General features: G+C 65.4%; 20 protein-coding genes and 1 riboswitch. Of the genes, 13 read left to right on the plus strand and 7 right to left on the minus strand.

The annotated features are described in order from the left end of the window. Positions 1 to 14: 14 nt before the first annotated feature. Positions 15 to 2795 carry a GGDEF domain-containing phosphodiesterase gene (locus ISO4_RS04620; RefSeq protein ID WP_142947703.1) on the minus strand — a complete coding sequence of 927 codons (2781 nt, stop codon included), beginning with the start codon at positions 2793 to 2795 and terminating at the stop codon, positions 15 to 17. 290 nt (positions 2796 to 3085) lie between these two features. Between ISO4_RS04620 and uvrD the strand changes: the two genes are divergently transcribed. Beyond that, positions 3086 to 5245: a DNA helicase II gene (gene uvrD, locus ISO4_RS04625; RefSeq protein ID WP_142947702.1), complete on the plus strand. Its 2160-nt coding sequence runs from the start codon at positions 3086 to 3088 to the stop codon at positions 5243 to 5245. Between the two features lie 45 nt (positions 5246 to 5290). After that, positions 5291 to 6439 carry a TRAP transporter substrate-binding protein gene (locus ISO4_RS04630; RefSeq protein ID WP_194855315.1) on the plus strand — a complete coding sequence of 383 codons (1149 nt, stop codon included), beginning with the start codon at positions 5291 to 5293 and terminating at the stop codon, positions 6437 to 6439. A gap of 16 nt (positions 6440 to 6455) precedes the next feature. Here the strand turns inward: ISO4_RS04630 and ISO4_RS04635 are convergent, their stop codons facing one another. From ISO4_RS04635 to ISO4_RS04645, 3 genes are read right to left on the minus strand one after another with little or no spacing between them, the layout of a single operon-like run. Further along, on the minus strand, positions 6456 to 6845 hold the full coding sequence (locus ISO4_RS04635) for an acyl-CoA thioesterase (protein ID WP_067610440.1): 390 nt from the start codon (positions 6843 to 6845) through the stop codon (positions 6456 to 6458). 6 nt (positions 6846 to 6851) lie between these two features. Further along, on the minus strand, positions 6852 to 8231 hold the full coding sequence (locus ISO4_RS04640; RefSeq protein WP_194855316.1) for a TRAP transporter large permease: 1380 nt from the start codon (positions 8229 to 8231) through the stop codon (positions 6852 to 6854). Beyond that, positions 8222 to 8785 (minus strand): TRAP transporter small permease subunit, encoded by a 564-nt coding sequence (locus ISO4_RS04645; RefSeq protein ID WP_228547915.1) that lies wholly within the window; start codon positions 8783 to 8785, stop codon positions 8222 to 8224. Before ISO4_RS04645 ends, ISO4_RS04640 begins: the two co-directional genes overlap by 10 nt. 236 nt (positions 8786 to 9021) lie before the next feature. On the opposite strand from ISO4_RS04645, the gene ISO4_RS04650 reads away from it, so the two are divergent. The 10 genes from ISO4_RS04650 (at position 9022) to ISO4_RS04695 (ending at position 18602) form a co-directional block, all read left to right on the plus strand. Next, positions 9022 to 10068, plus strand: coding sequence for a substrate-binding domain-containing protein (locus ISO4_RS04650; RefSeq protein ID WP_142947699.1), 1047 nt, complete (start codon positions 9022 to 9024; stop codon positions 10066 to 10068). 156 nt (positions 10069 to 10224) lie between these two features. After that, positions 10225 to 11613, plus strand: coding sequence for a phosphate ABC transporter permease subunit PstC (gene pstC, locus ISO4_RS04655; RefSeq protein WP_194855317.1), 1389 nt, complete (start codon positions 10225 to 10227; stop codon positions 11611 to 11613). A 31-nt stretch (positions 11614 to 11644) separates the two neighbouring features. Beyond that, positions 11645 to 12913 (plus strand): phosphate ABC transporter permease PstA, encoded by a 1269-nt coding sequence (pstA, locus tag ISO4_RS04660; protein WP_194855318.1) that lies wholly within the window; start codon positions 11645 to 11647, stop codon positions 12911 to 12913. A gap of 10 nt (positions 12914 to 12923) precedes the next feature. After that, positions 12924 to 13814, plus strand: a complete 891-nt coding sequence (gene pstB, locus ISO4_RS04665; protein ID WP_067610430.1) for a phosphate ABC transporter ATP-binding protein PstB — start codon at positions 12924 to 12926, stop codon at positions 13812 to 13814. 26 nt (positions 13815 to 13840) lie between these two features. Continuing rightward, complete coding sequence (phoU, locus tag ISO4_RS04670) at positions 13841 to 14560, plus strand: phosphate signaling complex protein PhoU (RefSeq protein WP_142947695.1); 720 nt, start codon at positions 13841 to 13843, stop codon at positions 14558 to 14560. A 198-nt stretch (positions 14561 to 14758) separates the two neighbouring features. Then, complete coding sequence (locus ISO4_RS04675; RefSeq protein ID WP_194855319.1) at positions 14759 to 15079, plus strand: metalloregulator ArsR/SmtB family transcription factor; 321 nt, start codon at positions 14759 to 14761, stop codon at positions 15077 to 15079. A gap of 11 nt (positions 15080 to 15090) precedes the next feature. Continuing rightward, on the plus strand, positions 15091 to 15585 hold the full coding sequence (locus ISO4_RS04680) for an arsenate reductase ArsC (RefSeq protein WP_142947693.1): 495 nt from the start codon (positions 15091 to 15093) through the stop codon (positions 15583 to 15585). A gap of 13 nt (positions 15586 to 15598) precedes the next feature. Further along, positions 15599 to 16630 (plus strand): ACR3 family arsenite efflux transporter, encoded by a 1032-nt coding sequence (arsB, locus tag ISO4_RS04685; protein ID WP_194855320.1) that lies wholly within the window; start codon positions 15599 to 15601, stop codon positions 16628 to 16630. Between the two features lie 61 nt (positions 16631 to 16691). Next, on the plus strand, positions 16692 to 17402 hold the full coding sequence (gene arsH / locus ISO4_RS04690; RefSeq protein WP_142947691.1) for an arsenical resistance protein ArsH: 711 nt from the start codon (positions 16692 to 16694) through the stop codon (positions 17400 to 17402). 27 nt (positions 17403 to 17429) lie between these two features. Then, positions 17430 to 18602: an MFS transporter gene (locus ISO4_RS04695; RefSeq protein ID WP_194855321.1), complete on the plus strand. Its 1173-nt coding sequence runs from the start codon at positions 17430 to 17432 to the stop codon at positions 18600 to 18602. Here ISO4_RS04695 and ISO4_RS04700 read toward each other — a convergent pair. The 3 genes from ISO4_RS04700 to ISO4_RS04710 form a co-directional block, all read right to left on the minus strand. Continuing rightward, on the minus strand, positions 18597 to 19133 hold the full coding sequence (locus tag ISO4_RS04700) for a YaeQ family protein (protein ID WP_142947689.1): 537 nt from the start codon (positions 19131 to 19133) through the stop codon (positions 18597 to 18599). The genes ISO4_RS04695 and ISO4_RS04700 overlap by 6 nt on opposite strands. A gap of 17 nt (positions 19134 to 19150) precedes the next feature. Next, on the minus strand, positions 19151 to 19699 hold the full coding sequence (locus ISO4_RS04705) for a TMEM165/GDT1 family protein (RefSeq protein ID WP_194855322.1): 549 nt from the start codon (positions 19697 to 19699) through the stop codon (positions 19151 to 19153). A 52-nt stretch (positions 19700 to 19751) separates the two neighbouring features. Next, a riboswitch (yybP-ykoY riboswitch) is annotated at positions 19752 to 19906 on the minus strand. A 26-nt stretch (positions 19907 to 19932) separates the two neighbouring features. Next, complete coding sequence (locus ISO4_RS04710; protein ID WP_142947687.1) at positions 19933 to 20304, minus strand: DUF2306 domain-containing protein; 372 nt, start codon at positions 20302 to 20304, stop codon at positions 19933 to 19935. Positions 20305 to 20384: 80 nt separating this feature from the next. On the opposite strand from ISO4_RS04710, the gene ISO4_RS04715 reads away from it, so the two are divergent. Continuing rightward, positions 20385 to 20981 (plus strand): TetR/AcrR family transcriptional regulator, encoded by a 597-nt coding sequence (locus ISO4_RS04715; RefSeq protein WP_255442187.1) that lies wholly within the window; start codon positions 20385 to 20387, stop codon positions 20979 to 20981. Positions 20982 to 21018 lie beyond the last annotated feature (37 nt).

The following is a 21018-nucleotide window of genomic DNA, read 5'->3' on the forward strand; positions in this document are numbered from 1 at the left end:
CGGCAAGCGGAGGGTCAGGCGGGGCCGTCCCCGGCCTGGCCCTGTTGCTGCAGCGCCAGGATGTCGTGCAGTTGATCCTCCGGCACCGGCCGGCTGATCAGGTAACCCTGAATGCTGTCGCAGCCCATTTCGCGCAGGATGTTCAGGTGCTGATCGGTTTCCACCCCTTCCGCCACCACGCTCATGGTCAGGCTGTGCGCCATCTCGATGATGGCCCGGGTGATGGCCGCGTCGTCCGGGTTGTCCGCCAGGTCGGTGATGAAGGTGCGGTCGATCTTGAGCGTATCCACCGGGAACCGCTTCAGGTAGTTAAGCGATGAATAGCCGGTGCCGAAGTCGTCCAGGGACAGGCCCACGCCGCGGGCGCGCAGCCGCTCCAGCAGGGCGATGTTCTGGTCCATGTCTTCCATGATCAGGCTCTCTGTGAGCTCCAGTTCCAGCAGTTCCGCCGGCAGGCCGGTGAGCGCCAGGATGCGGTCCACCACGTCCGCCAGGTTGCCTTTGCGGAACTGATGGGCGGACAGGTTCACCGACACGCGGATATCGCCCAGCCCCCGATCCAGCCACTGCCGCGCCTGACGGCAGGCGCGCTCCAGCACCAGCTCGCCGATCGCGGAAATCAGGCCGGATTCTTCCGCCAGGGGAATGAACTCGGACGGCGCCAGCAGGCCCATGGTCGGGTGCTGCCAGCGCACCAGCGCTTCCACCGATGAGATGCGGCTGTCCGCCAGGTCCATCTTGGGCTGGTAGTGGACCACGAATTCGTTCTTGAAGATCGCCTTGCGCAGGCTGGTCTCCAGCGCCAGCTGTTCCACCGACGCCATCTGCATGCCGGTACGGTAGAACTGGAAATTATTGCCGCCGCTGCGTTTCGCCTGGTGCACCGCCATTTCCGCCTGGTTGATCATCGACTGGGCTTCCTGGCCCGGGTTGGGGAACACGCTGATGCCGATGCTGGCGCCCAGCAGCAGTTCATGGCCGTCGATCAGGAACGGCTTTTTCATCATGTTGATCAGTTTCTGGCAGAGCACGCCGATCTGCGCCTCGGCGCCGCAGTTTTCCAGCACCAGGGTGAATTCGTCGCCGCCCACCCGGGCCAGGTTTTCGTCGTTGACGCCGCACCGGCAGATGCGCTCCGCGGCCAGCTTCAGCAGGCGGTCGCCGATCTCATGGCCGAGGCTTTCGTTGATCGGCTTGAAGCGGTCCAGGTCGATCATCAGCAGCGCGGCTTTTTCCCGGTTCAGCCGCGCCAGGGTCAGCGCCCGCTGCAGGCGTTCGCGGAACAGCGCCCGGTTGGGCAGGCCGGTGAGGCGGTCGTAGTTGGAGAGAAACTGCACCCGCTCCTCGGCTTCCTTGCGAGAGGTAAGATCGGACAGCATCCCCACATAGCGGATCACCCGTTGTTTCTCGTCCAGCACGCTGCTGATCTGCAGCCATTCCGGGAAGGGCTCGCCGTTGCGCCGCCGTTCGTTGATCTCGCCTTCCCAGAACCCGGTGCGGCGCAGCGCCAGGGTGATCGCGCGGTAAGTGCTGCGGTTGCGGTCGATGTGGTCGGTGTCGGCGATGGTGCGGCCGAGCACGTCCTGCTCCGGGTAGCCGGTGATCTGCTCGAAGCGGGCGTTCACCGCCAGGAACTGGAAGTTGCGGTTCAGAATGAAGATGCCTTCCGGGGCGTTCTCGAACACCGTCGCCGCCAGCCGCTGCTGTTCCTGGGCTTCGCGGGTGGCGGTGATGTCCCGGCGGGTGCCGATCATGCGCAGGGCGCGGCCCTTGTCGTTCCAGTCCACCACCCGGCCTTCGTCCTCGATCCAGCACCAGGGGCCCTCGGCGTGGCGCAGCCGGTAGATGGCGTGGTAACGGTCGGTCTCGCCCTTGAAGTGGGCGATCATGGCGCGGCGGATGGCGGGGAAATCGTCCGGGTGGACCAGTTGCTGCAGGTCGCCGAAGAAGTTTCTGAAATACTCGCTTTCGTAGCCCAGCAGCCGGTCGAAGTTGGTGTGGTAATTGGTGCCGGTGACCAGATTCCAGTCCCACAGCCCGATGTTGCTGGCGTCCAGCGCCAGTTGCAGGCGCTCGCCGGTGGCGCTTAATTCCCGGTTGGCCTGCTCCAGGGCACGTGTGCGGTCGCTGACCATGGACTCCAGCCGGTCGTTGGCTTCCTGCAGGCGCCGGCGCGCCTCCTTGCGTTCCATGATTTCGTCGGCCAGTTTTTCATTGAGCGCTTCGGCGTTGGCCCGCGCCCGGTCCAGGTAGTCAATCAGCGCGGTGTTGCTGATCTGCAGATCCAGGGCCTGGTGCGTGGTCATATTGATGCGGCGGGCGGCGACGAACAGAAAGGCGCCGGTGGCCACCAGCATGGCCGCCAGGGCCGGCTCGTTGTCGTTGGCCAGCAGCAGCTGCACGCACGACGGCGCCAGCAGGCAAATCTGATACATGAGCACGGTGGGCAAATGGCTGCTGTACGCCGACAGCGCCAGGATGCTCAGGCCGGTGCCCAGGCTGCTCATGGTCAGCTGCGCGTAGAGCATCGACTCGGAGAGCAGGGTGTCCGTGGGGTTGAACAGAAAGCCGCCGATGCCCATCGCCACCGCGGTGGCCAGCACGCTCACCGACACCTTGCGCAGATCGGCGCGGTCGCCGTTGCGCAGCGGCCGGCTCAACAGCAGCCAGCTCACCCGGGCAAGAATCAGCGTGGTGACCGCCAGTGCCCACACCAGCAAGGTGGCGCGCGGCACCGGCGAGTCCCAGTAAGCCCAGGTCGCCGCGATCACCGCCAGGCCTTCCAGCACGTTCATGCCTTTGATCCCGGAAAGGAGATGCTGGCATTGAGCGCGGGTCACGGCCTGCTGCTGCTTGCTTGGTTGTGACTCGAATGCTGTCGACACGGATAAAGATTCCAGGCTCGGAGCCTTGGGCGCCGGTGAGTAAGTCGCTCCCGCGTATGGCTCGGGAACCCGTAGGCATAAGTGACGCCCGGCTTTTTCTTTGGCAGTTTACCCAGCCCCACCGCGAAGGGAAACCGGATCACCGGGGCTGCGTCACAACCTGCCGCGCCAAAGCGGCGGTTCTGGTAAACTCCGCCGCCATGGATGATGTGACTTCCCTTATTGAAGGCCTTAACCCGGCTCAGCGCGACGCGGTGACCGCCGAAGACCGGCACCTGCTGGTGCTGGCCGGTGCCGGCTCGGGCAAGACCCGGGTGCTGGTGCACCGTATCGCCTGGCAGATCGCCACCGAACAGGCGTCGCCGTTCGGTATTCTCGCCGTGACATTCACCAACAAGGCGGCGGCGGAAATGCGCGGCCGCATCGAGCAGCTGCTCGACATGCCCGCCGGCGGCATGTGGGTGGGCACCTTCCACGGCATCGCCCACCGCCTGCTGCGCCAGCACTGGCAGGAAGCGGGTCTGCCGCAGAACTTCGAGATCATCGACGCCGACGATCAGCAGCGCCTGATCAAGCGGGTGATCCGCGAGCTGGGGCTGGACGAACAGCGCTGGCCGGCGCGCCAGGCCACCTGGTTCATCAACGGCCAGAAGGACGAGGGCCTGCGCGCCGCGCATATGGACGTGGCCGGCGGCGACCTGTTTCTGCAGACCATGCAGAAAATCTATCTGGCCTACGAGGAAGCCTGCGCCCGGGGCGGCCTGGTGGACTTCAACGAGATGCTGCTGCGTGTGCTGGAGCTGTTCCGCGACAACGACGAGCTGCGCGGGCACTATCAGCGCCGCTTCCGGCACATTCTGGTGGACGAGTTCCAGGACACCAACGCCATTCAGTACGCCTGGCTGCGGCTGCTCACCAACGACGACAACGCCGCCACCATCGTCGGCGACGACGACCAGTCCATCTACGGCTGGCGCGGCGCCAAGATCGAGAACATCCACAAGTTCAGCCGTGACTTCCCCGACACCCGTACCGTGCGCCTGGAGCAGAACTACCGCTCCACCGGCACCATTCTGAACGCCGCCAACGCGGTGATCAGCGTCAACAGTGACCGGCTCGGCAAGGAGCTGTGGACCGACGGCGGCGACGGCGAGCCGATCCGCCTGTACGCCGGGTTCAACGAGGTGGACGAAGCGCGCTTTATCGCCGGTAAGGTGGAAAGCCTGGGCCAGCAGGGCATGGCGCGCCGGGAAATGGCGGTGCTGTACCGCTCCAACGCCCAGTCCCGGGTGCTGGAGGAGGCCTTTCTGCAGGCCGGTATTCCGTACCGCATCTACGGCGGCCAGCGCTTCTTCGAGCGCGCCGAGATCAAGAACGCCTTGGCCTACCTGCGCCTGCTCAACAACCGCCGGGCGGACGCCGCCTTCGAGCGGGTGGTCAACACCCCCACCCGGGGCATCGGCGCCAAGACCCTGGAGATCCTCCGCGATCTGGCCCGCCAGCGCGGCGTGCCGCTGTGGGACGCGGCGGCGGCGCTGATCAACGAGCGGCTGCTCACCGCCCGCGCCGGCAATGCCTTGCTCGCCTTCCTCAAGCTGGTGGACAAGCTGGCCGAGGAAACCGAAGGGTTAGGGCTGGCGGAAACCACCGAACACGTGATCGCCGCCAGCGGCCTGCTGGATTACCACGGCCAGGACAAGGGCGAAAAAGCCCAGCAGCGCCTGGACAACCTGCGCGAGCTGGTTTCCGCCACCCGCCAGTTCGGTGACGAAGAGGGCGAGGAGGATCCGCTCAGCGCCTTCCTGGACCACGCCGCGCTGGAATCCGGCGAAGGCCAGGCCGATGCCCATGAGGACGCGGTGCAGATGATGACCCTGCACTCCGCCAAGGGGCTGGAATTTCCGGTGGTGTTCATCACCGGCCTGGAAGAGGGCCTGTTCCCGCATCAGATGTCCTCGGACGATCCGGTGCGTCTCGCCGAAGAGCGCCGGCTCTGTTACGTGGGGCTGACCCGGGCAATGCGCGAGCTCTACCTGACCCACGCGGAAAGTCGGCGCCTGTACGGCAACGAAACGCTCAATCCGCCCAGCCGCTTCCTGCGCGAAATTCCCGCCGAGCTGGTGGAAGAGGTGCGCGCCCGGGCCGGCTTCAGCCGTCCGCTGGGCGGCGGTGGCGGGGGGCCGCGCCAGCAGGACGCCAATGGTATTGTGTTGGGGGCGCGCGTCCTGCATCCCAAATTCGGTGAGGGCACGGTGCTGCATTTCGAGGGCCAGGGGCCCAATGCGCGGCTGCAAATCAACTTCGACGGCGTCGGCACCAAATGGCTGGTCAGCCAGTACGCCCGACTCGATGTGATCTAGGGCCGCCCGGCGGCCCACTAACAATAAAACCAACGGGAGAGTTCCATGGATCGTCGTAAATTCGTCTCCGCGCTGGGCCTCGGCCTGGGCGCCGCGGCGCTGGCCGGTTGCGGCCAGAACGAAAGCGAGAACAAGCCGGCCGCCGGCGGCGACAACGCCCCGGCCAAAGCCGCCGATAACGAAGTCCGCGAGTGGAAGCTGGTCACCGCCTGGCCGAAGAATTACCCGGGCCTGGGCACCGGCGCCAACCGCTTCGCGGAACGGGTCACCGCCATGTCCGGCGGCCGTCTGACCATCAAGGTGCACGGCGCCGGCGAGCTGGTGCCGGCCATGGGCGTGTTCGACGCGGTGCGCGACGGCAGCGCCGAGATGGGCCACTCCGCCTCCTACTACTGGAAAGGCAAGCACCCGGCCACGCCCTTCTTCACCGCGGTGCCGTTCGGCCTCACCGCCCAGGAGCTCAACAGCTGGGTCAACTTCGGCGGCGGCCAGGAGCTGTGGGACGAGTTGTACGGCGAGTTCGGCCTCAAGCCGCTGCCGTGCGGTAACAGCGGCACCCAGATGGCCGGCTGGTTCCGTAAGGAGATCAACAGCCTAGAAGACATCAAAGGGCTCAAGATCCGCGCCCCCGGCCTGGCCGGCGAAGTGATGCAGCGCATCGGCGCCACCCCGGTGCAGATGCCCGGCGGTGAGGTGTTCACCTCCATGCAGACCGGCGCCCTGGACGCCGCCGACTGGGTCGGCCCCTATAACGACCTGACCTTCGGCCTGCACAAAGTGGCCAAGTACTACTACTACCCCGGTTGGCAGGAACCCGGCGCCATGCTGGAGATGATGATCAACAAGGAGAAGTGGGACGCGCTGCCGGAAGATTTGCAGGCCATCGTCAAAAGCGCCGCCGAAGCGGAAAACCAGCACATCTACGACGAGTTCACCGCGCGCAACGCGGAAGCGCTCAAGCAGCTGGTGAACGAGCACGGCGTCGAGCTGCGCCGGCTGCCGGACGAGGTGCTTGAGGCGCTGGAAAAAACCAGCCAGGAGGCGGTGGAGGATCTGGTCGCCGGCAACGACCAGGCGCGGCGGATTTATGAGTCCTATCGCGACTTCCGGGATTCGGTGATGCCGTACATCGCGGTGGCCGAGCAGTCCGCGCTTAACGTCCGTTCCACGGTGTTGGGCCAGAAGGCGCCGTAAGGCGCCCTTCGGCGTTTCAGTCCCGGGGCACCGAGCGGGTGCGGCCGTTCTCGTCGATGGCGACGAACGTGAAGTGCCCCTCGGTGACCTTCGCCAGACCGCCCTCATCCTCGACGATCCACACTTCCACCAGAATCTGCATGGAGCTGCGGCCGATGTCCTGCATCCGCGTGTAGCAGCTCACCACCGCGCCCACCGGCACCGGCCGCAGAAACGCCATGGAGTCGATCGCCACCGTGGCGACCCGGCCCTTGGCGCGCGCCCGCGCGGTCACCGCGCCGGCCAGGTCCATCTGCGATACCAGCCAGCCGCCGAAAATATCCCCGTTCCAGTTGGCGTTCTCGGGCATGGCGATGGTTTGCAGGGCCAGCGTGCCCTGCGGTTGGGGAATGTCGTCGTTGGTCATGTCTTGTTATCCATATAAAAGCCCCGGCAACCAGGTGGCCAGTTCCGGGAACAGCGCCAGGATGCCGAGCATCGTCAATTGAATCAGGATGAAGGGTATCACGCCTTTATAGATCTGCGAGGTGCGCACTTCCGGCGGCGCCACGCCGCGCAGATAGAACAGCGCGAAGCCGAACGGCGGCGTCAGGAACGAGGTCTGCAGGTTGAGCGCGATCATCACCCCCAGCCACACCGGGTCCACGCCCATGGACAGCAGCACCGGCCCCACGATCGGCACCACCACGAAGGTGATCTCCATAAAGTCGAGGATAAAGCCGAGCAGAAACACGATCAGCATCACCACCAGGGTGGCGCCCAGCACGCCGCCGGGCAGGGCGTCGAACAGGTGCTCCACGGTCTCGTCGCCGCCGAACGCGCGGAACACCAGCGAAAACAGGCTGGCGCCGATCAGAATCATGAACACCATGGCGGTGACGCGGGTGGTGCTGCGCACCGTTTCGCGCAGGATGTGCCGGTCCAGATGGCGGCCGAACGCGGCCAGCAGCAGGGCGCCGAAGGCGCCCACGCCGGCCGCTTCCGTGGCCGTGGCCAGGCCGGTGAGAATGGAGCCCAGCACCGCGGTGATCAGCAGCAGCGGCGCCACCAACCCGCCCAGCAGGGACACCGCCTCGGCGCCGCCTTCGATGTTGGCGTCTTCCCGTTTCATGGCCGGCGCCTGCTCCGGCCGCAGGGTGCTGATCACCACCACGTAGAGCAGGTACATGCCGACCAGAATCAGGCCCGGTACCAGCGCGCCGACAAACAGATCCCCCACCGACACCGTGTCCAGCGACCACAGGCCCTGGCGCAATTGGGCTTCCTGGTAGGCGGTGGAGAGCACGTCGCCGAGCAGCACCAGGGCGATGGACGGCGGAATGATCTGCCCCAGGGTGCCGGTGGCGCAGATCAGGCCGGTGGCCAGGCCCGGGTTATAGCCGTGGCGCAACATGGTGGGCAGCGACAGCAGCCCCATGGTCACCACGGTGGCGCCGACGATGCCGGTGCTGGCGGCCAGCAGCGCACCCACCAGCACGATGGCCAGGCCCAGGCCGCCGGGGAACACCGCCAGCAGGCGCCCCATGCTGGCCAGCAGGCGCTCGGCGACCCGGGATTTCTCCAGCATCACGCCCATGAACACGAACAGCGGCACCGCCATCAGGCTGGTGTTCTCGATGATGCCGAACAGTCGCCCGGGCAGGAACGTCAGGTCGGTCATGCTCAGGCTGCCGCCGAGCAGGCCGCCGGCGGCGAATATCAGCGCCACGCCGCCCAGGCAGAACGCCACCGGGTAGCCGCTCAGCAGGGTCACGCCCACGGCCACGAACATCAGCAGGGGGATCAGCTCCATGCGTCCCCCTCGTCCTCAAGATCCTCTTGCGGCGGGGTGGCGCCGGCCAGCGTCAGGCCGTGGCGGATCAGCTCCGCCGCGGCCTGCAGGGTCAGCAGCGCCGGCAGCGCCAGCAGCAGGCTCTTGAGCAGGAACACCAGCGGCAGGCCGCCGTTGTCGGACTTTTCCAGGCCGGCCCAGCTGCGCATCACATACTGAAAACTCAGTCCGAAGATCGCCGCGCACACCGGCAGCAGCAGGAACAGCGTGCCCAGCACATTGACCAGCGCCCGCTTGCGGGGGCTGAAATGCTGGTAAAACACGTCCACCCGCACATGCTCGTCCAGGGCCAGGGCGTAGGCGGCGCCCAGCATGAACAGAGAGCCATGCAAATAAATGAGGCTCTCCTGAAGGGCGATATTGCCGATGCCGAACCCGTAGCGCAGCACCACCACCAGCACCATCAGCAGCACCATGGCCAGGGAAAACCAGGCGCACAGATGCCCGACGCCGCAGGTGAAGGCGGTCAGGCGCTGTTGCCAGCGTTTCAGGTGCTGCAGGCGTTGTCGGGTCAAAATGGCCTCGCCGGGGGTGTCCGATGCGGCGCGATTATACGGGTGATGGGCGCCGGGGTCAGCAAAACCGGGCCCCCGGGCGTCCCGGGCGCCGTGGTGCGGGTGCGCAAAGAGTCCGGTTTATGTAATGTTGCTGTCACATATCGCCTCTAGCATGCGTCATGCCTGAAGAGAAGAAGCCGGGTTGAGACCAACGCCGGCGCCATGCAACCAGGAGGCTAACAGTGAAATTTCAAATGAAAGCGACTCTCGTCGGCGCCGCCGCCGCCGTGGCCCTCGCCAGCGCCCCGGCCACCGCGATCGCCCGTGACACCATTTCCATCGTGGGTTCCTCCACGGTATACCCGTTCGCCACCACCGTGGCCGAGCGCTTCGGTCGTAGCGGCAACCCGACGCCGAAGATCGAATCCACCGGTTCCGGCGGCGGCCTGAAGCTGTTCTGCCAGGGCATCGGCACCGAGAACCCGGACATCACCAACGCGTCCCGCCGGATGAAGGCGTCCGAGTTCGAGATGTGCCAGAAGAACGGCGTTAAAGAGATCACCGAAGTCGTGGTCGGCTATGACGGCATCGTTATCGCCAACTCCGTGGAAGGCGAGAAGGTCGACCTGTCCAAGCGCGACATCTTCCTGGCGCTGGGCAAGGAAGTGCCGGACCCGAAGGGCGGCGAGAAGCTGGTGCCCAACCCGTACAAGACCTGGAACGAAGTGAACTCGGACCTGCCGAACACCAAAATCGAAGTGCTGGGCCCGCCGCCCACCTCCGGTACCCGTGACGCGTTCAACGAGCTGGCCATCGAAGGCGGTTGCAAAACCTTCGACTGGATCGCCGCCATCAAGAAAGAAGACAAGTCCAAGTACAAGTCCATCTGCCGCAGCATCCGTGAAGACGGCGCCTATGTGGAAGCCGGCGAGAACGATAACCTGATCGTGCAGAAGCTGGGTTCCAACCCGCAGGCGCTGGGCGTATTCGGCTACTCCTTCCTGGATCAGAACCGTGGCAAGGTACAGGCCGCCACCATCGAAGGCGTTGAGCCGCAGATGGAAACCATCGCCAGCGGCGATTACCCGGTATCCCGCTCCCTGTTCTTCTACGTGAAGAAAGCGCACGTGGGCGTGGTACCCGGCATCGAAGGCTACATCAAGGAATTCACCAGCGAACGCGCCTGGGGCCCGGACGGCTACCTGGTCGACAAAGGTATGATTCCGCTGCCGGACGACATGCGCGCCAAGATGGCCAAGCAGGCACAAAGCCTGAAGAGCATGACCGGTAAGGAACTGTAAGACAGGACGTGGGCTTACACAGGGACGCGTAACGAACCAAGCCCGGTGACGCTGAGTCACCGGGCTTTCTTCGCCCCGACGGGGCGCGGATAAACCCGGTTTTTTCTCTCAAACCTCAGGTTTGCGCGAGAAAATCATCCACTCGGAGTTGTTGGCATGCAAACAGGCAACCTGTTGTTGCTGCTGGTCGCCATGGTGGCGGCGGCCTACTACATAGGCTGGCAAAAATCCCTGGCCCAGGCGCGGCCTTTGGGGGGAATACGCCACCTTGAGTCGCTGCCCTTCTACTACGCGATGCGGGCAGCACTGTGGTGCGCGATCCCGGCGCTGGTGGTACTGGGCGCCTGGCTGATCTTCGACGACGCCATTATCCAAAACACGGTGATGCTGAGTCTGCCGGAGGACGTCCGTCCGGCCACCGAAGGCGGTCGGGGCCTGCTGCTCAGCCAGATTCAGAATGTCGCCAGCGGCGCCCTGGCGGCGGATTCGGTGCGCCCCGAGATCGCCGGCGCCGCCGAGTTGCTGCGCGGGCTGCGCGGTACCAACACCATGGCGCTGACGGTGGTCTTTATCGTCGTCGCCATGCTCGGCGGCGCCTGGGGCTGGCTGAAGATCGCGCCGCAACTGCGCGCCCGCCAGCAGGTGGAAAAGATCCTGCGGGTGCTGTTCATGCTGTGCGCGCTGGTGGCGATCATGACCACCGTCGGCATTGTCATGTCGGTGCTGTTCGAGTCGATCCGTTTCTTCGGTCAGGTGTCGCCGGTGGACTTCCTGTTCGGCACCCAGTGGAGCCCGCAGACCGCCCTGCGCGCCGACCAGGTGGCCTCCGAAGGCGCCTTCGGCGCCATCCCGCTGTTCATGGGCACGCTGCTGATCTCGGCCATCGCACTGCTGGTGGCGGTGCCGGTTGGCCTGATGTCGGCCATCTACCTGGCCGAATACGCCCACGCCAAGGTGCGCGCCGTGGCCAAGCCGTTGCTGGAGATCCTCGCCGGTGTGCCGACCGTGGTCTACGGCTTCTTCGCCGCCCTGACCGTGGCGCCGTTCATCCGTGACGTGGGTGAAAGCATCGGGCTGGACGTGGCCTCCGAATCCGCGCTGGCCGCCGGTCTGGTGATGGGCGTGATGATTATTCCCTTTGTCTCCTCGATTTCCGATGACGTGATTACCGCCGTGCCCCAGGTGATGCGTGACGGCTCCCTGGGTCTGGGCGCCACCAAGTCCGAGACCATTCGCAAGGTGGTCTTCCCGGCCGCGCTGCCGGGCATCATGGGCGGCATTCTGCTGGCCGCGTCCCGCGCCATCGGCGAAACCATGATCGTGGTGATGGCGGCGGGCCTTGCCGCCAACCTGACGGTGAACCCGCTGGAAGCGGTCACCACCGTTACCGTGCAGATCGTCACCCTGCTTACCGGTGACCAGGAGTTTGACAGCGCCAAGACGCTGGCCGCCTTCGCGCTCGGTCTGATGCTGTTCATCACCACCCTGGTGCTCAATGTGGTCGCGCTGCACATCGTCAAGAAATACCGGGAGCAGTACGAATGAACCGACTGACAATCCACCGGGAGGCGGCGTAATGAGCGAGACCACGGCGAAAGTACGTAAAAGCCTGGCGCGGCGTTATCGGCAGGAGAAGCGTTTCCAGGCCTACGGCATTCTGTCCATCGGTGTCGGGCTGCTGGCGCTGCTGATTCTGTTCACCGACATTATCGGCAAGGGCCACAGCGCCTTCTTCGAGCACTACATCCAGCTGGAAATCAGCCTCGACCGGGACGTGCTCGGCGTGGACGACGCCAGCGACGACGAGCAGCTCAACTACGCCAATTTCGGTGGCGTGATCAAGGAAGCGCTGCGCGAGCGCTTTCCCGGTGTCGACGACCGTCAGCAGCAACGCCAGCTCTATGCCCTGGTGAGCAGCGGCGCCAGCTACAACCTGCGCGACGAGCTGAAAGCCGACCCCAGCCTTCTGGGTGGCACCCGCAACCTCTGGTTGCTGGCCGACGACGACGTCGACCTGTATCTGAAAACGCCCGAGAAAAAGCGGCCCGAGGCCCGTCTCGGCGATCAGCAGAAGCAGTGGATCGAAGATCTGGAAGCGGCCGGTGATACGGAAAAGCGTTTCAACGCCTCGTTCTTCTCCCACGGTGATTCCCGCGAGCCGGAGCTGGCCGGTATCGGCAGCGCCATTGTCGGCTCCTTCTTCACCATGATCGTCACGCTCTGCCTGTCCTTCCCGATCGGCGTGGCGGCGGCGATCTATCTGGAAGAGTTCGCGCCGCGCAATAAATTCACCGATTTCATTGAGGTGAACATCAACAACCTGGCGGCGGTGCCGTCGATCATTTTCGGTCTGCTGGGTCTGGCGATCTTTATCAATCTGTTCGGGTTGCCCCGTTCGGTGCCGCTGCTGGGCGGTCTGGTGCTGACGCTGATGACGCTGCCGACCATCATTATCACCAGCCGCGCGGCGATCAAAACCGTGCCGCCCTCGGTGCGCGAAGGGGCCCTGGCCCTGGGCGCGTCGAAGATGCAGGTGGTGCTGCACCATGTGTTGCCGCTGGCGCTGCCGGGCATGCTTACCGGCTCGATCATCGGCATGGCCCAGGCGCTGGGCGAAACCGCGCCGCTGCTGTTGATCGGCATGGTCGCCTTTATCGTCGACATCCCCGGTGGCCCCACCGACCCGGCCACGGTATTGCCGGTGCAGATTTATCTGTGGGCGGACAGCCCCGAGCAGTCCTTCGTGGCCATGACATCGGCGGCGATCATGGTCCTGCTCGCCTTCCTGATCACCATGAACACGCTGGCGGTGGTACTGCGCAAGCGCCTTGAGCGCCGTTGGTAAGGAGAGGAACATGGATACCGCACGAGAACTGGACAACCGCAACCGCGCCGATGATGATGCGGCGAAGCCCTTGATCGACGTGGAAGAAAGGTCAATGCAGGATACTCCCTACCCGGAAAAAACCGTGGGTAAGCCGTTCGTGGATGCGCCCAAGATGAAGCTGCGCCACGTGAACGTCTTTTACGCCGACAACCAGGCGATCCACGACGTCAGCCTGGACATCGGCAAGAACGAAGTGATTTCCCTGATCGGCCCCTCCGGTTGCGGTAAGTCCACCTTCCTGCGGTCGCTCAACCGCATGAACGACACCATCGATATCTGCCGGGTGAAAGGCGAGCTGCACCTGGACGATCAGGACCTCTACGACCCCAAGCTGGACGTGGTGGAACTGCGCGCCCGGGTCGGCATGGTGTTCCAGAAGCCCAACCCGTTCCCCAAGTCGATCTACGACAACGTGGCCTACGGCCCGCGGCTGCACGGTCTGGCGGACAAAAAATACGATCTTGATGAAATCGTCGAGAACAGCCTGCGCAGCGCCGGCCTCTGGAACGAGGTGAAGGACCGTCTGCACTCTTCCGGCACCGGCCTGTCCGGCGGCCAGCAGCAGCGTCTGTGTATCGCCCGCACCATCGCGGTGAGCCCGGAAGTGGTGCTGATGGACGAGCCCTGTTCGGCGCTGGACCCGATCGCCACCGCCAAGATCGAAGAGCTGATCGACGAGCTCTCCGAGTCCTACACCATCGCCATCGTCACCCACTCCATGCAGCAGGCCGCGCGCGTATCCCACCGCACCGCCTACTTCCACCTGGGGCGGCTGATCGAGGTCAACGACACCGAAACCGTATTCACCAAGCCGGAGCACGAGCTCACGGAAGCCTACATCACCGGCCGCTTCGGCTAAGGCCAACGGGTCCAAGGAGAGACAACATGGATCGCATGCATTTTGGTCAGCACAGCTCCTCGCAATTCAACGAGGCGCTGGAATCCATCCGCAACCATCTGATGGAGATGGGCGGCCTGGTGGAAAAACAGGTGGTGGACGCGCTGGAAGCGCTGCTGCACGCCGACTCCGCCCTGGCGGAAAAAGTGCTTACCACGGAAGACCGGGTCGACGACCTGGAAATCCAGATCGACGAAGAGTGTGCCCGCGTACTGGCGCTGCGCCAGCCCGCGGCCTCGGACCTGCGGCTGATCATCGCCGTGTCCAAGGCGGTGTCGGACCTGGAGCGCATCGGCGACGAGTCCGCCAAGATCGCCGCCATGGCGCTGCAACTGGCCGAGGACGGCGAATCACCGCGCGGCTACGTGGAAGTCCGGCACATCGGCAACCACGTGCGCAACATGCTGCGCGACGCCCTGGACGCCTTCGCCCGCTTCGACGCCGACAAGGCCGTGGAAGTGGCCGCCGAGGACAGCGAAGTGGACCTGGAGTACCGCTCCGCCATGCGCGCCCTGGTGACCTTCATGATGGAAGACCCGCGCGCCATCTCCCGGGTGCTCAACATCATCTGGTCCCTGCGCGCCCTGGAGCGCATCGGCGACCACGCCCGCAACATCGGCGAGCAGGTGATCTTCCTGGTCAAAGGCACCGACGTGCGCCACATCTCCATCGACGAAATGGAAAAAGAAGTCCGCAAAAAGGACTAACCCCTGTCCGGGCCCGCGATGAATGCGGGCCTTGTGGAAGCGTCCTGTAGGAGCGGCCTGTGGGAGCGGGCCCCGCCCGCGAAAGGGCGGCTACGCCGCCCGGCAGGATCCCAGAGACCTTGATAAAGACGTTTGTTTCCTCCAATATATCCGTAATTCCGAATATACGAATATACGAATATAGGCTCCCGCCGCGCCATGACCAACCTCTCCGCCACCAAACTCTGCAAATGCCTCGGCGACGACCTGCGCCTGAGCCTGGTCTGCCTGATGGACGTGCAGCGCGAGATCTGCGTCTGCGATCTGGTGGACGCGCTGGACGCCCCCCAGTCCACCATTTCCCGCCATCTGGCTCAGCTTCGCCAGTGCGAACTGGTGGTGGCGCGCCGGCAGGGCACCTGGATGCATTACCGCCTTAATCCCGAGTTGCCGGAGTGGGCACTCACTGTCATCGAAACCCTGGCCGAGCCGGCCCGGGCACAACTGGGCCTGCGCACACCGGCGCCGGTCTGCTGTTAATGGAGACTCCCATGGAACTGCCCCTGAACGTGCTGTTTCTGTGTACCGGCAACTCCTGCCGGTCGATTCTCGGCGAAGCGCTCGCCAATCACCTCGGCGAAGGCCGCATCCGCGCCCGCAGCGCCGGCAGCCAGCCCACCGGGCAGGTGCACCCGCGTGCCCTGGCGGTGCTGGAACGCCACGGCGTGCCGGTGGACCAGCCCGCCTCCAAGTCCATGGACGATCTGGAAGGCCAGCGCTTCGACGTGATCATTACGGTGTGCGACGCCGCCGCCGGCGAGGCCTGCCCGGTGTGGCTGTCCGAGGCCGCCAAGGTCCACTGGGGCATCCCCGATCCGGCCGGCGCCGAGGGCAGCGACGACGAAATCGACGCCGTCTTTGAGCGCACCTACCAGCGTCTGCGCCAGCGCCTGGAAAAGCTGGCGGCACTGGACCTCGCCGCCACCACGCCGCTCGGCCTGGTCGCCTCCATGCAGAAAATCCACCGCGAGCTGGGTCAGGAATAAAGGATCGCAATCGATGCCGTTTTTTGAGCGTTTTCTCAGCGTCTGGGTGGGGCTGGCGATCGTCGCCGGCGTCGCCCTCGGGCTGGCGGTGCCGGGCCTGTTCCAGGCGGTGGCCGCCTTCGAGGTGGCCCATGTGAACCTGGCGGTGGCGGTGTTCATCTGGGTGATGATCTACCCGATGATGATCCAGATCGACTTCGCCGCCATGAAGCGCGTCGGCGACAAGCCCAAGGGCCTGCTGCTCACCCTGGTGGTGAACTGGCTGATCAAGCCGTTCACCATGGCGGCGCTGGGCTGGCTGTTCTTCAAGGTGCTGTTCGCCGACATGGTGGACCCGCAGACCGGCAGCGAGTACATCGCCGGCATGATCCTGCTGGGCGTGGCGCCGTGCACCGCCATGGTGTTCGTGTGGAGCCATCTCACCAAGGGCGACGCCAACTACACCCTGGTGCAGGTGTCGGTGAACGACGTCATCATGGTATTCGCCTTCGCCCCCATCGCCGCGCTGTTGCTGGGCGTCAGCGACATCACTGTGCCCTGGGACACCCTGGTGCTGTCCACCGTACTGTACGTACTGCTGCCGCTGGTGGCCGGGGCGCTCACCCGGCGCTGGCTGAGCGGTCGCGGCGGCGAAAAAGCGGTGGACGATTTCGTCCACACCCTCAAGCCGGTGAGCATCCTCGGTCTGTTGGCCACGGTGGTGCTGCTGTTCGGCTTCCAGGCGGAAACCATCCTCGCCAAGCCCCAGGCCATTGTGCTGATCGCCATTCCGCTGCTGATTCAGACCTACGGCATCTTCCTGGTCGCCTTCGTCGCCGCCCGCTGGCTGCGCCTGCCCCACAACGTGGCCGGTCCGGCCTGCCTGATCGGCACCTCCAACTTCTTCGAGCTGGCGGTGGCGGTGGCGATCAGCCTGTTCGGGCTGTCCTCCGGCGCCGCCCTCGCCACGGTGGTGGGCGTGCTGGTCGAGGTGCCGGTGATGTTGTCGCTGGTGGCCATCGTTAACCGTACCAAGCACTGGTTTGAGGACGGCGGTGAGCAGTGAACAGTTAAGAGTGAACAGTTAATAGTTAATAGCTAAAACCAAAAGTGTTGAAGTTATCGCCATGACAGACCTTTTTAATCTCGACGACAACTGCTTCCAGGTTCCCGGCGTTGACCGCGTGTTCCAGGATCAGCCGTCCACTCACAAACCCCGGATTCTGTTGCTTTACGGGTCCCTGCGGGCGCGCTCGTTCAGCCGTCTGGCGGTGGAGGAGGCGGCACGCCTGCTGGAGGCCATGGGCGCAGAAACGCGGATCTTCGACCCGCGCGGGCTGCCGCTGCCGGACGCCGAGCCGGCGGAGCACCCCAAGGTCCAGGAGCTGCGCGAGCTGGCGCAGTGGTCCGAAGGCATGGTGTGGTGCTCGCCGGAGCGCCACGGCGCCATGACCGGCATCATGAAGGCGCAGATCGACTGGATTCCGCTGGCGCTGGGCGGCGTGCGCCCCACCCAGGGTAAAACCCTGGCGGTGATGCAGGTGAGCGGCGGCTCGCAGTCGTTCAACACCGTCAATCACCTGCGCGTGCTGGGCCGCTGGATGCGCATGGTGACCATCCCCAATCAGTCGTCGGTGCCCAAGGCGTTCCTGGAATTCGACGACAACGACCGCATGAAGCCGTCCCCCTACTATGATCGTATAGTCGACGTCATGGAGGAGCTGGTGAAATTCACCCTGCTGGTCCGTGATCGCAGCGACTATCTCACCGACCGCTACTCCGAACGCAAGGAGAGCGCGGAAGAGGTGTCCCGCCGGGTTAATCAGCGCACCATGTAAGCCCGTACCTGGCCAAAAGGGGAAGCCATGCCCGCCGAAACCCTGTCCCGCTTCCCCCTGGCGGTGATTGTCGCCGCCCAGTTTCTGGGCACCTCGCTGTGGTTCAGCGTTAACGGCGTGGGGCTGTCCCTGGGCCAGGAACTGGGGCTCACCGAGACCGACCTGGGGCGCCTCACCATCGCCACCCAGGCGGGCTTTATCCTCGGCACCCTGGCGCTGGCGGCCACCGGCCTGGCCGACCGCTTCCGCGCCAGCCGGGTGTTCGCGATGGCGGCGGTCCTGGGCGCGCTGGTTAACGGCGCCTTCGTGCTGGTGGCCTGGCAGCCGTCGGCGGCGCTGGTGATGCGCTTCGCCACCGGGCTCTGCCTGGCCGGTATTTACCCTCTGGGCATGAAGCTGGTGATCAGCTGGACACCGCGCCATACCGGCGCCGCCCTGGCCTGGCTGGTGGGCATGCTGACCCTGGGCACGGCCGTGCCGCATCTGTTGCGCGGCGCCACCCTGGGCCTGCCCTGGCAGTGGCCGCTGCTCACCGCCTCGCTGCTGGCGCTGGTGGCGGCGTGGCTGATCCGCGCCCTGGGCGACGGCCCCCATCTGCCGCCGCCCGGCCGGAAGAAGCCGCTACGCGAAGGCTTCGCCGCCTTCGCCAGTGGCGATTTCCGCGCCGCCGCCCTGGGCTACTTCGGCCACTGCTGGGAGCTCTATGCGTTCTGGACGCTGACACCGCTGCTGGTGGCCCGGGAGCTGCAGCGCCTGGGCGCCGATCAGGCGCTGGTGCCGTGGCTGGCGTTCCTGGTGATCGCTTTGGGGCTGGTGGGCTGTGTTTATGGCGGTCGTGTCAGCCGCGGTCGCGGCAGCCTGTGGGTGGCGAGGGCGGCGCTGGCCACATCCGGCCTGCTGTGCCTGGTCTATCCGCTGCTGGGAAGTCTGTCCCCTTTTCTACTGCTGGCGCTGTTGCTGCTGTGGGGCTTCACGGTGATCGCCGATTCGCCGCAGCTTTCCGCCCTGGCCGCCGCCACCGCGCCCCGGGACCGGGTCGGCTCGACCCTGGCGGTGATGAACGCCATCGGCTTCGCGCTCACCATTCCGGCGATCTTCCTGGTCTCTGAGTTCTGGTCGGCGCTGGATCTGCGCGTCGCCTGGCTGCTGTTGCCGGGGCCGGTGGTGGGGCTGTTCTACCTGTGCCGGACGCGGCTATAGCTGGGATTCCAGCGCCACCGCCACACTTTCCCCGTCGTCCCCCAGCCACAGCTGCCCGTCCTGGATCATGGCGTTCAGGCGCATCTGGCGGTGGGCCAGGGACGCCAGCGCCGCTTCGGTTTCCGGCATCACGCGCAGCACGGTGAGGTTGTCGAAACGGTCCAGCTTGCGGCCCAGGGCCTCGCGCCAGGCCAGCGGCGCCTGGCGGCCGTAGGTGTAGACCACCACGGCATCGGCCAGGCCGCAGGCCTTGCGCAGCCGCTTCTCATCCGGCATGCCCAGCTCGATCCACTCTTCCAGGGTACCGTTGGGGTGGTGGCGCCACAGGTCCGGTTCGTCGGTGGACGACAGGCCCCGGGTGAAGCTCAGGTCCTCATGGGCGTGGCGGGCGAAGGCCATCAACCGCAGCATCATGCGGGCCTCGGTTTCCGAGGGGTGCAGCGCCACCGTCAGGTTATGGGTGGCGTAGTAATCCCGGTCCATATCCGAAACAGTGAGTTCCGCTTTGTAGATGGTGGCGGTGAGGGCCATGGCACAGCTCGCTTTCGTTATAGCAACGCCCAGACGCCGAAGGCGATGAACAGGGCGGCGCTGATCCGGTGGGCCCAGGTTTCGAACCGCTCATTGGCGAGGCGGTGGGCCACCCAGATCACCGGCAGATTGGCGGCGATCATACCCGTGGTGGTGCCAAGAAGCACCGGCCAGAATTCCTGGAAGCGTACCGCCAGGGCCACGGTGGCCACCTGGGTCTTGTCGCCGATCTCGGCGATGAAGAACAGCACCAGGCTGGTCAGGAAGGGGCCGAATCGGTATTTGTCGCCCACCTCTTCGTCCTTATCGGGAATCAGCATCCACAGGCCCAGGGCGATAAAGCTGCCGCCCAGGATCCAGGTCAGCCAGTCCGCGGGGATGGCGTCGGCCAGCCAGTCGCCGAACCAGACGCTGATGCCGTGGTTGATCAGGGTGGCGACCACCACGCCGGCGAGGATCGGCCAGGGCTTGCGAAAGCGGCACACCAGGGCCAGGGACAGTAATTGGGTTTTGTCGCCGATTTCGCCCAGGGCGACCAGCAGGGTGGAGGAGAGGAAAGCGTCCAAAGGAAAACCTTACAGGGGCGGGATCGAACGATTACCAGAGACACTGCCCACCGATCCCGCCCCCGCGGAATGCAGACAATGTCTCAGGTCTCGTCGATCCATCCGCCGGTGCGGCGGAGGACACGGCCACCATGCGCATTGAGGCGCAAATATGTTGACGACCGCCCCGGGAGGGAACCCGGGTGACTACTCCCCTAAGACGGTGGAAACCATAGCCGCGGCAGGGATTTAAATCAAGCGCCGAACAGCCAGCCGCTGATCAGCCGCCCCGGTGCCAGGGTACCCAGCCCGGCGCCCACCAGCCCCAGATAGGCGCCCACCAGGAAATTACGGTGGGTATCCAGGCGCCGGCGGCGCACCGCCAGCATCGAGATCACCAGGCACACCAGGGTCCACACGGACAGCAGATGTATCACGCTGAACGGCCCCAGCAGCGCCAGGCCGCCGCTCAGCCAGAACGACGACACCGCCGTGACCACCATGGCCAGCACCCACGACCAGCCGAGCCAGCGGTGCCGCCGCGACCCCTTCGCGGACAGCAACTGCACGGCACCGAAGACCAGCGCCCAGAGCGCCGCGACGAGATGAATCCAGACCGCCACCATCACTTTTCTCCCCCGGCGGGCTGGGCCCGTACCGGCTTAATGTGTATGCTGTGAACATAAGATAGAAAAGGATGTGTACAGTGTCAACATCAAACAAGGACCCCTCTCCGGACCGCTACCACCACGGTGATCTGCGCCGGGCCCTGGTGGACGAGGCCCTGGTGCTGCTGGCGGAAAGCGGCGACGGCGGCTTCAGCCTGCGCGAGCTGGCCCGCCGGGTGGGCGTCACCGCCAACGCCAGTTACCGCCATTTCGCCAACAAGGACGCGCTGCTGCAGGCGCTGGCGTCGGAGGGGTTTCGGCGCCTCAGCGCCGCCCAGCGCGAGGCCGAAGCGCGGGCGGAGGGCGACGAAAAACTGCTGGCCGGGGGGCGCAGCTATATTCGCTTCGCCCACGCCAACCCGGCGCTGTTCCGCTTGATGTTCAGCGTGATTCCGCCGCACCGCCGCGAAGACGAGCTGCGCGAGGCCTCGCGGGCGGCGTTCGAGACCCTGCGCCAGGCGGTGTCGCGTGGCTGGCCCGGCGGCGAGCCGGACCCGGACAGCGTGACCCGGGCGGCGCTGCGCGCCTGGGCGCTGGTGCACGGATTGGGGCAGTTGCTGCTGGACGGTCAGCTGGACTGGCTGGAGGAGGATCCGCTGGGGTTGGCGGAGGCGGTGCTGGCGGACACCGTCTAGCGCTATACTGCCGGCCCGCGCCAGGCCCACGTCAGGA

Origin of the sequence: Alloalcanivorax venustensis ISO4 (assembly GCF_015356855.1) — a bacterium.
In the GTDB taxonomy this organism is placed as follows: Bacteria; Pseudomonadota; Gammaproteobacteria; order Pseudomonadales; family Alcanivoracaceae; genus Alloalcanivorax; species Alloalcanivorax venustensis.

Excerpts from the sequence above, each read along its gene's own strand:
- ISO4_RS04620 (WP_142947703.1), bottom strand. The coding sequence starts at position 2,795 with ATGAACGTGCTGGAAGGCCTGGCGGTGATCGCGGCGACCTGGGCTTAC.
- uvrD (WP_142947702.1), top strand. The coding sequence starts at position 3,086 with ATGGATGATGTGACTTCCCTTATTGAAGGCCTTAACCCGGCTCAGCGC.
- ISO4_RS04630 (WP_194855315.1), top strand. The coding sequence starts at position 5,291 with ATGGATCGTCGTAAATTCGTCTCCGCGCTGGGCCTCGGCCTGGGCGCC.
- ISO4_RS04635 (WP_067610440.1), bottom strand. The coding sequence starts at position 6,845 with ATGACCAACGACGACATTCCCCAACCGCAGGGCACGCTGGCCCTGCAA.
- ISO4_RS04640 (WP_194855316.1), bottom strand. The coding sequence starts at position 8,231 with ATGGAGCTGATCCCCCTGCTGATGTTCGTGGCCGTGGGCGTGACCCTG.
- ISO4_RS04650 (WP_142947699.1), top strand. The coding sequence starts at position 9,022 with ATGAAAGCGACTCTCGTCGGCGCCGCCGCCGCCGTGGCCCTCGCCAGC.
- pstC (WP_194855317.1), top strand. The coding sequence starts at position 10,225 with ATGCAAACAGGCAACCTGTTGTTGCTGCTGGTCGCCATGGTGGCGGCG.
- pstA (WP_194855318.1), top strand. The coding sequence starts at position 11,645 with ATGAGCGAGACCACGGCGAAAGTACGTAAAAGCCTGGCGCGGCGTTAT.
- pstB (WP_067610430.1), top strand. The coding sequence starts at position 12,924 with ATGGATACCGCACGAGAACTGGACAACCGCAACCGCGCCGATGATGAT.
- phoU (WP_142947695.1), top strand. The coding sequence starts at position 13,841 with ATGGATCGCATGCATTTTGGTCAGCACAGCTCCTCGCAATTCAACGAG.
- ISO4_RS04675 (WP_194855319.1), top strand. The coding sequence starts at position 14,759 with ATGACCAACCTCTCCGCCACCAAACTCTGCAAATGCCTCGGCGACGAC.
- ISO4_RS04680 (WP_142947693.1), top strand. The coding sequence starts at position 15,091 with ATGGAACTGCCCCTGAACGTGCTGTTTCTGTGTACCGGCAACTCCTGC.
- arsB (WP_194855320.1), top strand. The coding sequence starts at position 15,599 with ATGCCGTTTTTTGAGCGTTTTCTCAGCGTCTGGGTGGGGCTGGCGATC.
- arsH (WP_142947691.1), top strand. The coding sequence starts at position 16,692 with ATGACAGACCTTTTTAATCTCGACGACAACTGCTTCCAGGTTCCCGGC.
- ISO4_RS04695 (WP_194855321.1), top strand. The coding sequence starts at position 17,430 with ATGCCCGCCGAAACCCTGTCCCGCTTCCCCCTGGCGGTGATTGTCGCC.
- ISO4_RS04700 (WP_142947689.1), bottom strand. The coding sequence starts at position 19,133 with ATGGCCCTCACCGCCACCATCTACAAAGCGGAACTCACTGTTTCGGAT.
- ISO4_RS04710 (WP_142947687.1), bottom strand. The coding sequence starts at position 20,304 with ATGGTGGCGGTCTGGATTCATCTCGTCGCGGCGCTCTGGGCGCTGGTC.